Source organism: Tautonia sociabilis, from assembly GCF_003977685.1.
Lineage (GTDB): Bacteria > Planctomycetota > Planctomycetia > Isosphaerales > Isosphaeraceae > Tautonia > Tautonia sociabilis.
The window spans coordinates 90,165-102,726 of record NZ_RYZH01000007.1; the positions used below are offsets into that span (position 1 = coordinate 90,165).

Genomic DNA, 12,562 nt, shown 5'->3' on the forward strand with positions numbered 1-12,562 from the left:
GCTCCTGCTCACTCCCCGGTGACTCGGCCAAGGCCGAACTGGTCGCCGGCCCGGACGGGCTCGTCCCCCTCGAACTGGATCTCGACGAGCTTCTCGCTCATGACGGGACGCCCCTCCTCATCGGTCAGGCGGGCGATGATCGTTCGAGAGGCAACGTCGATCACGTCTCCGGTCGAGGGCCAGGCGATCGTCCCATCGAGGCTGAAGGTGATCCAGCCAGGCTCGTCCCGGACGGCGATGCTCTCAACCTGCGTCGGGGGAAAGGTCGTGTTGTCGAAGATGTGGACCCGCTGATTGGTGGCGTCGACCACCCAGACCTCCGACTCATCCGGCGTCAGGCCGATGCCGTGGCTGGGGCAGCCGTGGCGCTTGACCGGCCCCTTCTCGAAGCCCTGGACCTCGACCCGGGCGAGCTTCTCGCCGGTGGTGAGGTCGCCGATCTCAAAGCCAAGAAGATCATTCACACAGACATAACACCGTGTTTGCCTACCGTTGACCGTGAACGGGCGGATCGAGCCGGCGAAGGGGCCGACGGTCTTCGAGACGGTGTGCGAGGAAGTGTCGGCCACCGTCAGCAGGGGCGATCGCAGCCCGGCGAGGTAGGCGAACGAGCCGTCGAGGCCGTACACGGTGTTGTGGGCGCCCGAGTTGGGGACGATCCTGGCGATGACCTCGCCGGACATCGCGTCGACAACGTGCCAGTGCTCCTTCTCGAACGAGGGAAGGTAGATGGTGCTCCCGTCCGGCGAGAGGGCCATGCGGTCGCAGCCTCCCTCGTAGGGAAGCTCCCAGAGAAGCTGGTCCGTCTTCAGATCCAGGCACATGAGCGTCTTGATCGTGCTGATATAAATCCGATCCGTCTCGGCGCTGGCGCAGATCCCCTTGACGTTGATCGGCGTCCCATCGTCGTCGAGGCCGCCGATCGGAATGCGCCGGACGAACCTGTGCCCGTCGTCGATGTCGAAGACGAGCAGGCCGTGGCCGCCGTATGCCAGGTCGTTGCGGATGCCGGGCGAGGCGACGTAGAGCAGGCGGCGGGGGCCTTCGGCGCCGGGAGAGGAGGAGGCGAGGGCGGCGACGAGGACAAGTCCCAGCAGCAGGGCGAGGCGCATGGGGCGACGCATGGGAGCCTCCGATGATCGGCAGGAGAGGGCGACTCCAACGGTTCGCCAGGCTACAAGGGGCGAGGCGGAGGGGCAACGAGCTGGGAGGGCGGGGCGACCTCCCCTCCTCGTCGTCTCGGAGGACGCCGGGAGCCGAGGGCCGCCGAGGAGCAGGGCGGCAAAGCATCGGCCTCGCCATCGGGTCGATTCCCCGCTCGCCTCCTCGAGCGTCGGTCCCACGCTCCCGGATCTCGCCTTGCCGAGATGGCGGGGGTGGGTATCCTTCGGGGCCAGATCCCGAGCCGGGGCTCCTTGAGGGGACGCCGGCCGGGGCTTCGCCCGCTTCGGGGAATCCGCCCGGGAGTCTTGGAAGATGATCGCGACGAACCGACTCGACGCCGCCCGACGACGACTCGCGCCGATCGGCCTGGCCGGCGGGATGGCGACCTCCCTGCTGCTGGCCGGCTGCGGCTCGGGGGCCGATGACTCGGCCGTGACCGGGCTCCCGGGGGGGGAATCCCGCGCCGAGCCGACGGCCTCGGCGACTCAGGAATTCGACAAGGCGACCGGGAGCGGCCCGCGAACGGCCGCCAACTCGCCCTGGGAGGTTGCCGGCTCGGAACACTCGCCCGCCCCGGCGCCGTTCCGGCTCGACGGAGAGGTGGACACGGCCGGATTCGAGACGCTGACGCCCCCTCCCCTGCCCGAGATCCCCATGCTGCCCGACCCGGCCGAACTGGCCCCGGGCCTGAAGGCGGACGTGGAGCAGGCGGCCGGCGAGGTGGTCGGCGGCGCCCGGCAGGCGTTCGACGGCATCGCCGCCGAGGCGACCGGAGCGGCCTCGGGGCTCCGAGCAAACGTGGACCAGACCGTCGGTGAGGTCCGCTCCGGCGTCCGGGAGACGCTCGACGAGGTCAAGGGAGGCGCCCTGGACATCGCCGGTGAGGTGCGGGGAGAGGTCGAGTCCGCCATCGGAGAGGCCCGGGGCGGCGTCGAGGCGACGATCGGCGAAGTCCAGGGCGGCGTCCGTCAGGCGACGGACGTCGTGAAGGGCCAGGTCGACGAGGTGATCGAGGGGGCCAAGCAAGAGGTCCGCCAGGCGGCCGGGCAGGTCAAGGGCCGCGTGGCCAGCGAGGCCCAGAAGGCCAAGGACGAGCTGAAGCGGTCGGCCCGGGAGCTGACCGGCCAGTTCTTCGAGGGCCTGCTTGGTCCCGGAGACGTCCCTCCTCCCCGTCCCGAGCCGGCCCCCGCCCCGGCCCCGGCCCCGGCCCCCTCCCCGGCCCCGCCGCAGGGTTGATCGGGAAGGCCCGGTCGGCCTCCGACCCTCCTTCGCGAGGGGCCGGGCCCTCGTCGGCCTCGCCCCCATCATCCCGGGGATCGGCAGGGATCGGCCGATCCCCTTGATCGATCTCATGCGATGCCCCTGAGGGTCGCCGTCCGACCACCCTGGATTGGACTGGACTGGACGGCCGGTCGGCCTTCGTCCGCGTCTCTTCCCCAAGGAGCCGAAGCGTGCCGAGTTCGTCCGGATCACCCCGACCGGAGGGGAGGCGTCGCCGAAGGTGGGTCGCGGGAGCCGTGGCGGCCGCCATCGCGGCTGTCGGGCTCTTGGTGGCGTTCCTGCCGGCGCTGATCGGCCTGGGCCCAGTGCGCCAGGCGATCGTGGCGCAGGTCAATCGCATGTACGCGCCGACGACCATTGAACTCTCGGGCGTCGCCGCCTCGTGGACCGGCCCGGTCCTCCTGGAGGGCGTCGTCCTGCGAGACGGCAACGGCAAGGCGGTCGTCTCCAGCCCCAGCGCGACGCTCGACCGCTCCCTCTGGGATCTGATCACCCGGCGGCCCGACTACGGGACCCTGACGCTGCATAAGGCAACGGTCGACATCGAGCGAAGGGCCGACGGGTCGATCGACCTGGCCGAGGCCCTCGCCCCGATCCTCGAGGGAGACGACGAGCAGGACGACGGCGGCCCCGAAACCCGGTTCACCCTGGCGATCGAGGCCGGCTCGCTCTCGCTGTCCAGCCCGGAGCTGGCCCGCCCGATCTCGGCCGACCGCCTGGAGATGACGCTCCACTGCGTGCCAGCCCCGCTGCGCTGGGAGATCGCGCTGGCGAATCCGGGAGGGCAGACCCTCGACGTATCCGGCCATTATGATTCGACCGCTCCCGAGGCGACCGAGGTGGTCGTCTCGATCGCCGGCTCCGGCTGGCCGCTGGCGGTCGAGCAGGCGGGAGTGATCGCCGAGGGGGTCTTCGGCGGAGAGGTGGCGGTGCGGATGGTCGGGGAGTCGGTGGCCCTGGCCGGCGAGGCGGTGCTGACCGAGGTGTCGGCCGGCGGCCCGACCCTGAAGGGGGACCGGCCAGCGTTCGATCGGGTCGAGGCGTCCTGGGACGTCGAGCTGGCCGGGGACGGCATCGCCGTGCGGCGGCTGGCCCTCGAGGCCCCGGTCGCCTCCGTCGGCCAGGCCCCCGACTCGGGGGAGGGCCAGGCCCGATGGCGGGCCCGGATCGACCTGGCCGGGCTGGCCAGGCAGTTGCCCAACACGATCGCCCTGCGGGAGGGAATGACCCTGGAGCGGGGATCGGCCGACGTCGACGCGATCGTCGGGCCGACCGAGGAGGACGGGGCCTCGCCGGTGGTCGTCACCGCCCGGCTGGCGGATCTCGTCGCCCGCAACGGCGGCCGAGTCGTGGCGATGGCCGCGCCGGTCACGCTCTCGGCCCGGATCCGGCAGCGGGAGGGATCGGTGGTCGCGGTGGAATCGGCGGAGCTCTCCTCGTCGTTCCTAAAAGCGGAGGGGTCGGGAGACCTGGACCGGGGGGTCACCCTCAACGGTATGCTGGACCTGGCCGCGCTCGACCGCCAGTTGCGCGACTGGGTCGACCTCGGCGAGGTCGCCCTCGCCGGCTCCGCCCGCTTCGGCGGCGACTTCAAGAGAGACGGGGAGAACGCGGCGTTCACGACCCGGCTGGCGATCGAGGCCCAGGGACTCCGCATCGCCGGCCTGACCTCGGAGCCGATCTCCCAGGACTCGGCCCGCTTCGATCTGATCGTGCAGGGGCCGGCCACTCCTGCCGGCCTGCCCGGCGGGTGGTCCCGGGTGCACGTGGCGGCGCGGTCGGAGGGGCTCGACGCGGTGGTCGACGTGGCCCCCGACGCCGATGCCTTCGCCCTCGACGGCCGCATCACCCTGCCCAGGACGGCCCCGGGCCCAGACGAACCGGCCGTCGCGCCGGTCCGCCTGGCCTTCGATGCGACCTACCGACCCGCCAACGACCGCCTCGACCTGGCGGCGCTGGAGGTGGCGCACGAGCTGGGCCGCCTGAGGGGGTCGGGGACGATCGAGGGGCTCTCGTCCTCCCGGGTCGCGGACCTGAGCGGGACGGTGGAGCCGGACTGGGAGCAGATCCGAGCCCTGATCGCCCAATCGACGGAGCCGCAGGCGACGATCTCGGGCAACCCCAGCCCCTTCCGCCTGGCCGGGCCGCTCTCGGGGGACTCGACGGCCGCGATCCTCTCGGGCATCGACGCCGAATTGGGCGTGGATGTGACCGGAGCGGTCGTCTTCGGCATGAGCCTGGGGCCGGCGCCGGTGGTCGTCCGCTGCGTGAAGGGAGACCTCCAGATCTCTCCGATCGACTCGACGCTCAATGGCGGCCGGGTGGTGCTGAGGCCCGACGTGCTGCTGGGGGAAGACGGGGCGATGACCCTGACCCTGGCCGACGGCTCGGGACTGGACCAGGTGGAGATCACCGACGACGTCTCCCGACGGGTGCTGGCGTATATCGCCCCGGTGCTCCGAGAGGCGACGGAGGTGAACGGCCGGCTCTCGGCCCGCATCTCCCGGCTGATCGTGCCGATCGTCGGGCCGGCGTCGGAGAGAGACGGCGGGGCCCCGATCGACCTGGCGGCCCGGGTCGCCTTCCACCAGGTGACGTACGGGCCGGGGCCGATGATGCAGAACATCCTCGGCCTGATGGGGATGGCGCCGCGGCAGGTGCCGAAGCTGACGATCGACCAGGTGGTCGACGTGGCGATCGCCGACGGCCGGGTGTATCAGTCCGGCCTGGAGATCACGGCGGCCGAGGGGGTGGCCTTGCAGCTCGAGGGCTCGGTCGGGCTGGATCAGACCCTGGCGCTCCGGGTCGGTGTGCCGCTGAGCGACCGGATGCTCGGCGGGCAGGAGATCCTCTCGGGGGTGCTCAGCGGCACGAGGGTGGGCTTGCCGATCGGAGGGACCCTCTCGCGGCCGCAACTCGATCGAGAATCGTTCCGGATCGGCCTCCGGCAGCAAGGAGGCCGGCTGCTCAGTCGAGGCGCCGCCGTGGGAGCCGGCCAGTTGCTCCGGATGCTCGACGACGACCCGCCGCCGGCCTCGGAGGCGGGCGCCTCCGGAACGGACGGCCCTCCCCCGGTCGCTCCTTCGGCCGAGGAAACGCTGCGCGACCTCGGCCGGGGGCTGCTGCGCGACGTGATCGGCGGCGCCGGGGGTCAGCCGTAGGAGGAGGAAGGCTCCTGATCCAGGGGAGCTTCCCCGGACGAAGGCGAGACGACACGAACCCCCGACGGGCCTCGGTCCGCCGGGGGTTCGTCGTCTCCACGGGCAAGGCGTACCGGACCAGTCCGGGTCCGCGATTACTCGTGATCGCCCTCGCCCTGGAGGTGCGCCTCGAAGAACCAGAGCCGCTTGTCGACCTGGCGGCTGATCCCCGTGTAGAGGTCGGCGGTGTCTTTGTCGCCAAGCTCCTCGGCCGTGTCGATGGCCGATCGGACCGAACTGGCGAAGTGACCGATCCGATCGACCAGGGCGGCGACATGGCCCATGTCGTCGACCAGGTCCATCGGGTACTCCGGCAGCGTGGTCGCCTCGGCGGCCATGCGGACGGTGCCGTGGACGTAACCGCCCAGGGCGGTGGCGCGTTCGGCCAGGTCGTCGACGAACTCGATGACCTCGGCGGCGAACGTGTCGGTCAGCGTGTGGATCGAGTAGAAGTGCTTGCCCTTGACGTTCCAGTGGGCCTGCTTGACCTGACTATACAGGTCCAGCGCCTCGGCGACATGCTGGTTGAGCAGGGTGACAAGCTGCGCTCGCTTCTTCTGGGGGATGTCGACGTGGGTGCGGAACATCCGGTTCTTCTGTCCGGTTGCCACGGGAGACCTCCTGAACTGGCTGCAAGGACGATCGGATGGCCGGCGCTACGCTCCGGCCCGCTGGGGAAGGTGGATCGCGTCGAGGACGCCCCCGGGAGTCCGGCCAGGCCGGGGGTGCCGGGTCGGTTCGAGAAGCACAGGCAATTCACGTGCCGGAGCCCCTCCGAGGAGACGGGGACGCGCGGGCGGATCGCCTTCCGATCCACCCATATCGCTTCATGTTACGGCAATCGGGCCGCGCTTGACAGCGTGCGAGCCGATGTCCTACGATGTCGCCCATCCGCCCGGAGCGGCGGGGGCTCCCGCGGGGGGAACCGCGGGGCCGGAGAGCCGTGCGCCCGCAGGTGTCGCGGGGTATCAGAGGGAGTCCTCCACCGATGCGGATCGTGCTGGACGCCATGGGAGGCGACCACGCCCCCGGGCCGATCGTCGAGGGGGCCGTCGAGGCCGTCCAGGGGGAGCCGGGGCTGACCGTTGTGCTGGTCGGCGACCAGGCCCGCGTCGAGGCCGAGCTGGCGAGGTTCCCTGACGCCCCCCGGGCCCGCCTGCCCATCGTCCACGCCGCCGAGGTCGTGGGCATGGACGAGAAGCCCGTCGAGGCCCTGCGCAAGAAGCGAGACAACTCCATCTCCCGGAGTTGGGCCCTGATGGCCGCCGGCGAGGTCAACGGCATCGTCTCGGCCGGCAGCACCGGCGCCATGGTCGCCTCGGCCCTCTTCAACGCCAAGATGTTCCTGCCCGGCGTCCGCCGCCCCGGGATCGCCGCCATCTTCCCCTCGCACCAGGGTCCGGTGGTCATCGTCGACGTCGGGGCGAACATGAACGCCCGCCCCGAGGACCTGTACCAGTACGGCGTGATGGGGAGCGTCTACGCCGAGCAGATCCTCGGTGTCGACCAGCCGAAGATCGGCCTTTTGAACGTCGGCAGCGAGGACGCCAAGGGAACGGACCTCACCCGATCGACCGCCGCCCTCTTCCGCGCCGGCCCGATGCACGGCCGGTTCGTGGGGAACGTGGAAGGCCGAGACATCTACGACGGCAACGCCCGAGTTGTCGTCTGCGAGGGGTTCGTCGGCAATGTCCTGCTGAAGGCCGGCGAGGGGGCCGTCGAGTTCCTCTTCTCCGAGCTGAAGCAGGAGATGGCCCGCCTCCTGCCCGAGATCCCCGAGGAGGCCGGCGGCAAGATCATCGCCTCGCTCCGAGGACTGAAGCGCCGCTACGAGTACCACGAATACGGCGGCGGTCCGCTGCTGGGCATCCGAGGCTCCTGCATCATCTGCCACGGCTCCAGCGACGCCCGAGCGATCAAGAACGCCCTGCGCGTCGCCTCCACCCTGGCCACCGACCGCGTCAACGACCAGATCATCCGAGACCTGGAGGCCGCCCCCCGGGTCGAGGAGGTCGCGCCGCCGCCCAAGGGCGAGGCCGAGTAAGATGAAGGAGAAGGCGTCTCGATCGGGCAGGCGCCCCGCCCTCCCTCGATCGACGGCAGGCAAGGCGGAGCCCCCCGCGTCACCCACTCGGCCTCGTCCCTCCTCCCTCCCGGCGGCGATCGCCCGATGCGGGCGATCCCCCCGGCTCGAAGTCCTCGGGCAGGCCGGGCACGATCCCTGGGTCGCTTCTTGGGGGGATGACCCACGCCTCGCTGGTCGTCTCCCGGCCAGAGGAGGCAGGATCCCGTCCACCCTGCTCGACCCTCGGGAGCGCTTGGCCGAGGAGGAGGCCCGGTGGCCGCACCGGCCCGACGCCCGGCATCCCAACGCAACGCAACGATCCCCTGAGTTGATCCGATCCGATCCGGAGCGAGCATGAGCAAGGTCGCCTTCCTCTTCCCCGGCCAGGGCGCGCAGGCCGTCGGCATGGGCAAGGAGCTGTACGAGCAGGTCCCGGCGGCTCGGGCCCTGTTCGACCGGGCCGACGAGGTCCTCGGCTTCCCGCTCTCGAAGCTCTGCTTCGAGGGGCCCGCCGACGCGCTGGAGGCGACCGATGTCAGCCAGCCGGCCATCTACGTCGCCAGCCTCGCGGCCCTCGAAGACCTGAAGGCGAGCGAGCCCGACCTCGTCGCCTCCGCCGCCGGCGCCGCGGGCCTGAGCCTGGGAGAGTACACTGCGCTGGCCTTCGCCGGGGCGATCGGGTTCGAGGACGGCCTCCGTGTCGTTCGCCGCCGCGGCGAGGCGATGCAGGCGGCCTCGGTCGCCAACCCCAGCGGCATGACGAGCGTGCTCGGCCTGGACGAGGCGAAGGTCGACGAGCTGATCGCCCGGGTGGCCTCGGCCGGCGGCGGCACCATCTGGAAGGCAAACCTCCTCTGCCCGGGGAACATCGTCGTCTCGGGCTCGAAGGAGGCCCTGGCGCTCGTCGAGCCGATCGCCGCCGAGCTGGGGGCGATGAAGGTCGTCCCGCTCGCCGTGGCCGGCGCCTTCCACACCGACCTGATGCGGCCGGCCGATGAGCAGCTCGCCGAGGTCCTCGCCTCGGCCGACCTGAAGGCTCCCCGACTGCCGGTCTACTCCAACGTCACCGGCGCCCCGCACGGCGACGACCCCATCGGCATCCGCCAGGCCCTCGCCATCCAGGTCACCCGAGGGGTGCTCTGGGAAGCCTCGATGCGCCGGATGCTCGCCGACGGCTTCGACACCTTCTACGAGATCGGCCCCGGCCGAGTGCTGACCGGCCTGCTCAAGCGGATCAACCGCAAGACCCCCTGCACCAGCGTCCCGGCCCGCTGATCGCCCGATTCGTCCGGAGGAGGGCCCCAAAACGAGCACGTCCCGCGTTCGTCGCCGAGACCGGCTCGATCGCCGCTCGATCGGTCGGCTCATGACCGGCGCCGAATGCGACGCGATTCCGCACGAGAACGTCGACCCCGCGTTCGTCTGCGCGCTGGTCCGGGGAATCCTGATCGTGAACCCGATCCCGCTGTCGAGCGCGCGAGGCCCGAACAACCTGCTCGGGTTCCTCCTCCGGCTCAATCAGGACCAGCACCCGGAAGGCGTTTGCCTGGACGGAACGCTCTTTAAGGAAGAGGTCGAACTGAGCCCAGATGACTGAGGTTCCCGCTCTCCTCGAACCCGACGCGGAGGCCCCTCCCCCCGGCGAGGAGCTCCGGAACCCCCACCCGCACCCGGTCCGGATCCTCATCCACGGGCCGGGACAGGTCCGGTCGTGGTGGCTGGCCGATGCCGATGGCGACCGGGAGGCGCTGGCCGCCCCGTTCGTGGCCGGTCAGATGCTCGTCCTGGGCCCGGGGGAGCGGATCGGGATCGATTCCGAGGCGGCCCCGCGATGGCGGTGGCTGGCGGGGACCTGACTCCGCCGGCCCTCGGCGCCCGGGGCCCGGCCCTCCTCCGCCGAATTGCCCTTGATCGGCCGCGATGAGGGGGGATATAACCGCCGAAATTCCACCGAGATCCGGCCGGGCTCCCCCTCGGGGGGGGGTCGGCCGCGCCGAAGGACCAATCGCTCATGGCCGCCGACGCATCTTCCCCTCCCGGTTGCAGGGTCGACTTGACGGGCCAGGTGGCCCTGGTGACGGGGGCCTCCCGCGGGATCGGCCGCGCGATCGCCGAGCGGTTGGCCGCATGCGGGGCGTCGGTCGCGGCCGTGGCCCGCTCGGTCGAGGGCCTCTCGGGCACCGTCGAGGCGATCCGGGCCGCCGGGGGCACCGCCGAGCCGTTCGCCGGCAGCGTCGCCAGCTCCGACGAGGTCAACCGGATCGTCGGCGAGGTCGAGGCGAAATTCGAGAAGGTGCACGTCCTGGTCAATAATGCCGGGATTACCCGGGACGGCCTGATGCTCCGCATGGAGGACCAGGCGTTCCGGGAGGTGCTGGAAACGAACCTCTTCGGCGCCTTCTACTTCACCCGGGCCGTGGGCGCCCTGATGATGCGGCAGCGCTACGGGAGGATCGTGAACATTTCCAGCGTCGCCGGCCTGATGGGCAACCCGGGGCAGGCGAACTACTCGGCGAGCAAGGCCGGCCTGATCGGCTTCACCCGCACGGTGGCCCGGGAGCTGGCGAGCCGGAACATCACAGTCAACGCCGTGGCCCCCGGGTTCATCGAGACGGACATGACCGACGTGCTGCCCGAGAAGATCAAGGAGATGGTCAAGGAGCACGTCCCGATGAAGAAATTCGGCCAGGTGGAGGACATCGCCGACCTGGTCTGCTACCTCTCGGGGCCCGGGGCGCGATACCTGACTGGCCAGGTGATCGCCGTCGATGGCGGAATGACCTCGTGACGGGCCGGCGCCCATGATCTGAACACCCCGGGACTTGCGCCGATCCCCCGCGGGGGGCCAGGCAGTGTAGACAATCCGGGGGCCGCCTGATAAGGTGTTGCCCTCGGGGTCCCTCGATTCCGTTGCGGCTGACCCCGCGCCTCCGGCCGGTGGACGGAGGCCCTGCGGGGCCGTCTCGGGGCGAGGCCGGAGGCTCGCCCCGGCCGACCGGCCCCGTTCCGGTCCGTCCACCCCCCACCGTCTTCCTCATCATCGCCTTCGAGCCAACCGCCAACCCTACCTGCCGGCAGCCGGGCCGTTGCCGCCCGTCCAGGGAAGGACGCGGGCCGGCCGATGCCCCCCGAGACCAAGGAGGTCCGCCCGTGTCGATCGAAGAACGCGTCGTCGAGATCGTCAGCGAGCAGATGGGAGTTGCCAAGGACCAGATCAAGCGCGAGACCGAGTTCATCAAGGACCTCGGCGCTGACTCGCTGGACACCGTCGAGCTCGTCATGGAGTTCGAGGAGGAGTTCGACATCCAGATCCCCGACGAGGAGGCTGAGAAGATTCAGACCGTCGGGCAGGCGATCGACTACATCCAGGAACACAGCAAGTAACCCCGGCCCGCGCTCGCCTCCCCTCGCAGGCCGAAGCAGGACCGGCGGAGGCGTCGCCGCCTCGCGACGCATCGCCGCCGGCCCGCCGAGTCGAGCCGCATCGAATCGAGACCGAAGCTCATGTCGCGCCGCGTCTTCATCACGGGCTTGGGGGTCGTCACCGGGCTGGGGGAGACCCTCGAGGACTTCTGGTCCGGGCTGCTGGAGGGCAAAAGCGGCGTCGGACCGCTGACCCTCTTCGACACCTCGCAGTTCAAGGTCCACTTCGGCGGCCAGGTCCGCGACTGGGATCCCGACGCCCGCTTCGGCCACAAGGAGGCCCGGCGGATCGACCGCTTCGCCCAGTTCGCCCTGGTGGCCGCTGAGTCGGCCGTGAAGGACTCCGGGATCGACTTCGCCGCCCCCCCGGTCCCACCGGAACGCTGCGGCGTGTTCATCGGCTCGGGCATCGGCGGCCTCAACGAGTTCGAGGAGCAGCACCGCAACCTGATCGAGAAGGGCCCTCGGCAGATCAGCGCCTTCACCATCCCCAAGCTGATGGTCAACGCCGCCAGCGGCCAGATCTCCATCAAGTACGGGCTGAAGGGCCCGACCTCGGCCATGGCGACCGCCTGCGCCAGCGCCGCCAACGCCATCGGCGACGCCTTCAAGGCAATCCAGGCCGGCTGGGCCGACGTGATGGTCACCGGAGGCTCCGAGGCCGCCATCACCCACATGGGACTCGGCGGCTTCGCCTCGATGCGTGCCCTCTCCACCCGCAACGACGACCCCCAGCGCGCCAGCCGCCCCTTCGACAAGGACCGAGACGGCTTCGTCCTCGCCGAAGGAGCCGGTGTCCTCATCATCGAGGCCGAGGAGGTCGCCCGGGCCCGGGGCGCCCGCGTCTACGCCGAGCTCCTGGGCTACGGCATGTCGGCCGACGGCACGCACATCACCGCCCCCGACGAGGAAGGCCGAGGCGCCGCCCGAGCCATGCGGATGTGCCTGGCCGACGGCCGATGCAACCCCGAGCAGGTCGGCTACATCAACGCCCACGGCACCAGCACGGGTCTGGGCGACCTGGCCGAGACCAAGGCCATGAAGGCCATCTTCGGCGACCACGCCAAGAACGGCCTGATGGTCTCCAGCACCAAAAGCCACCTGGGCCACCTGCTCGGCGCCTCGGGAGGCGTGGAACTGGTCGCCTCCGCCCTGGCGATCCATCGCGCTGCCCTGCCCCCGACGATCAACCTCGACGAGCCCGGCGAGGGCTGCGACCTCGACTACATCCCCCACACCGCCCGAGAGGTCCGCGTCGACCGGGTCATGTCCAACAGCTTCGGCTTCGGCGGCCACAACGCCAGCCTGCTCATCGGCCGCGTCTGACCTCCCCGGGGATCGGAGGAGCCTTTCCTCCGATGCCCCTCCCTCGGCGAGCGGCCCTCCCTCCCTTCGCTCCTCCCTCCGGCCCGGATCCCCTCGCGTTCGG

The 12,562-nt window shown here is 71.0% G+C and carries 11 protein-coding genes; 9 read left to right on the top strand and 2 right to left on the bottom strand.

The window, feature by feature from the left end; all coding sequences use genetic code 11:
* Positions 1-8: 8 nt before the first annotated feature.
* Complete coding sequence (locus TsocGM_RS05405) at positions 9-1,124, bottom strand: YncE family protein (protein WP_126724281.1); 1,116 nt, start codon at positions 1,122-1,124, stop codon at positions 9-11.
* A 352-nt stretch (positions 1,125-1,476) separates the two neighbouring features.
* Between TsocGM_RS05405 and TsocGM_RS05410 the strand changes: the two genes are divergently transcribed.
* Complete coding sequence (locus TsocGM_RS05410) at positions 1,477-2,400, top strand: hypothetical protein (RefSeq protein WP_126724282.1); 924 nt, start codon at positions 1,477-1,479, stop codon at positions 2,398-2,400.
* Between the two features lie 215 nt (positions 2,401-2,615).
* Positions 2,616-5,606 (top strand): hypothetical protein, encoded by a 2,991-nt coding sequence (locus TsocGM_RS05415; protein ID WP_126724283.1) that lies wholly within the window; start codon positions 2,616-2,618, stop codon positions 5,604-5,606.
* Positions 5,607-5,740: 134 nt separating this feature from the next.
* On the opposite strand, the gene dps is transcribed toward TsocGM_RS05415, so the two are convergent.
* On the bottom strand, positions 5,741-6,256 hold the full coding sequence (gene dps / locus TsocGM_RS05420; RefSeq protein ID WP_126724284.1) for a DNA starvation/stationary phase protection protein Dps: 516 nt from the start codon (positions 6,254-6,256) through the stop codon (positions 5,741-5,743).
* A gap of 377 nt (positions 6,257-6,633) precedes the next feature.
* Here dps and plsX point away from each other — a divergent pair, with 377 nt between their 5' ends.
* From plsX to fabF, 7 genes are all read left to right on the top strand, one after another.
* Positions 6,634-7,689 carry a phosphate acyltransferase PlsX gene (gene plsX / locus TsocGM_RS05425; RefSeq protein WP_126724285.1) on the top strand — a complete coding sequence of 352 codons (1,056 nt, stop codon included), beginning with the start codon at positions 6,634-6,636 and terminating at the stop codon, positions 7,687-7,689.
* 375 nt (positions 7,690-8,064) lie between these two features.
* Positions 8,065-8,985: an ACP S-malonyltransferase gene (gene fabD / locus TsocGM_RS05430; RefSeq protein ID WP_126724286.1), complete on the top strand. Its 921-nt coding sequence runs from the start codon at positions 8,065-8,067 to the stop codon at positions 8,983-8,985.
* 91 nt (positions 8,986-9,076) lie between these two features.
* Complete coding sequence (locus tag TsocGM_RS05435) at positions 9,077-9,307, top strand: hypothetical protein (protein WP_126724287.1); 231 nt, start codon at positions 9,077-9,079, stop codon at positions 9,305-9,307.
* Entirely contained in the window at positions 9,300-9,566 is a 267-nt protein-coding gene (locus tag TsocGM_RS05440) for a hypothetical protein (RefSeq protein ID WP_126724288.1), read from the top strand. The genes TsocGM_RS05435 and TsocGM_RS05440 overlap by 8 nt, the downstream gene beginning before the upstream one ends.
* A gap of 155 nt (positions 9,567-9,721) precedes the next feature.
* On the top strand, positions 9,722-10,498 hold the full coding sequence (fabG, locus tag TsocGM_RS05445; protein WP_126724289.1) for a 3-oxoacyl-[acyl-carrier-protein] reductase: 777 nt from the start codon (positions 9,722-9,724) through the stop codon (positions 10,496-10,498).
* 362 nt (positions 10,499-10,860) lie between these two features.
* Positions 10,861-11,094: an acyl carrier protein gene (gene acpP, locus TsocGM_RS05450; protein ID WP_126724290.1), complete on the top strand. Its 234-nt coding sequence runs from the start codon at positions 10,861-10,863 to the stop codon at positions 11,092-11,094.
* Positions 11,095-11,214: 120 nt separating this feature from the next.
* Positions 11,215-12,459, top strand: coding sequence for a beta-ketoacyl-ACP synthase II (gene fabF / locus TsocGM_RS05455; RefSeq protein WP_126724291.1), 1,245 nt, complete (start codon positions 11,215-11,217; stop codon positions 12,457-12,459).
* Positions 12,460-12,562 lie beyond the last annotated feature (103 nt).

Coding starts and splice junctions, on each gene's coding strand:
- TsocGM_RS05405 (WP_126724281.1), bottom strand. CDS start 1,124: ATGCGTCGCCCCATGCGCCTCGCCCTGCTGCTGGGACTTGTCCTCGTC.
- TsocGM_RS05410 (WP_126724282.1), top strand. CDS start 1,477: ATGATCGCGACGAACCGACTCGACGCCGCCCGACGACGACTCGCGCCG.
- plsX (WP_126724285.1), top strand. CDS start 6,634: ATGCGGATCGTGCTGGACGCCATGGGAGGCGACCACGCCCCCGGGCCG.
- fabD (WP_126724286.1), top strand. CDS start 8,065: ATGAGCAAGGTCGCCTTCCTCTTCCCCGGCCAGGGCGCGCAGGCCGTC.
- TsocGM_RS05435 (WP_126724287.1), top strand. CDS start 9,077: ATGACCGGCGCCGAATGCGACGCGATTCCGCACGAGAACGTCGACCCC.
- TsocGM_RS05440 (WP_126724288.1), top strand. CDS start 9,300: ATGACTGAGGTTCCCGCTCTCCTCGAACCCGACGCGGAGGCCCCTCCC.
- fabG (WP_126724289.1), top strand. CDS start 9,722: ATGGCCGCCGACGCATCTTCCCCTCCCGGTTGCAGGGTCGACTTGACG.
- fabF (WP_126724291.1), top strand. CDS start 11,215: ATGTCGCGCCGCGTCTTCATCACGGGCTTGGGGGTCGTCACCGGGCTG.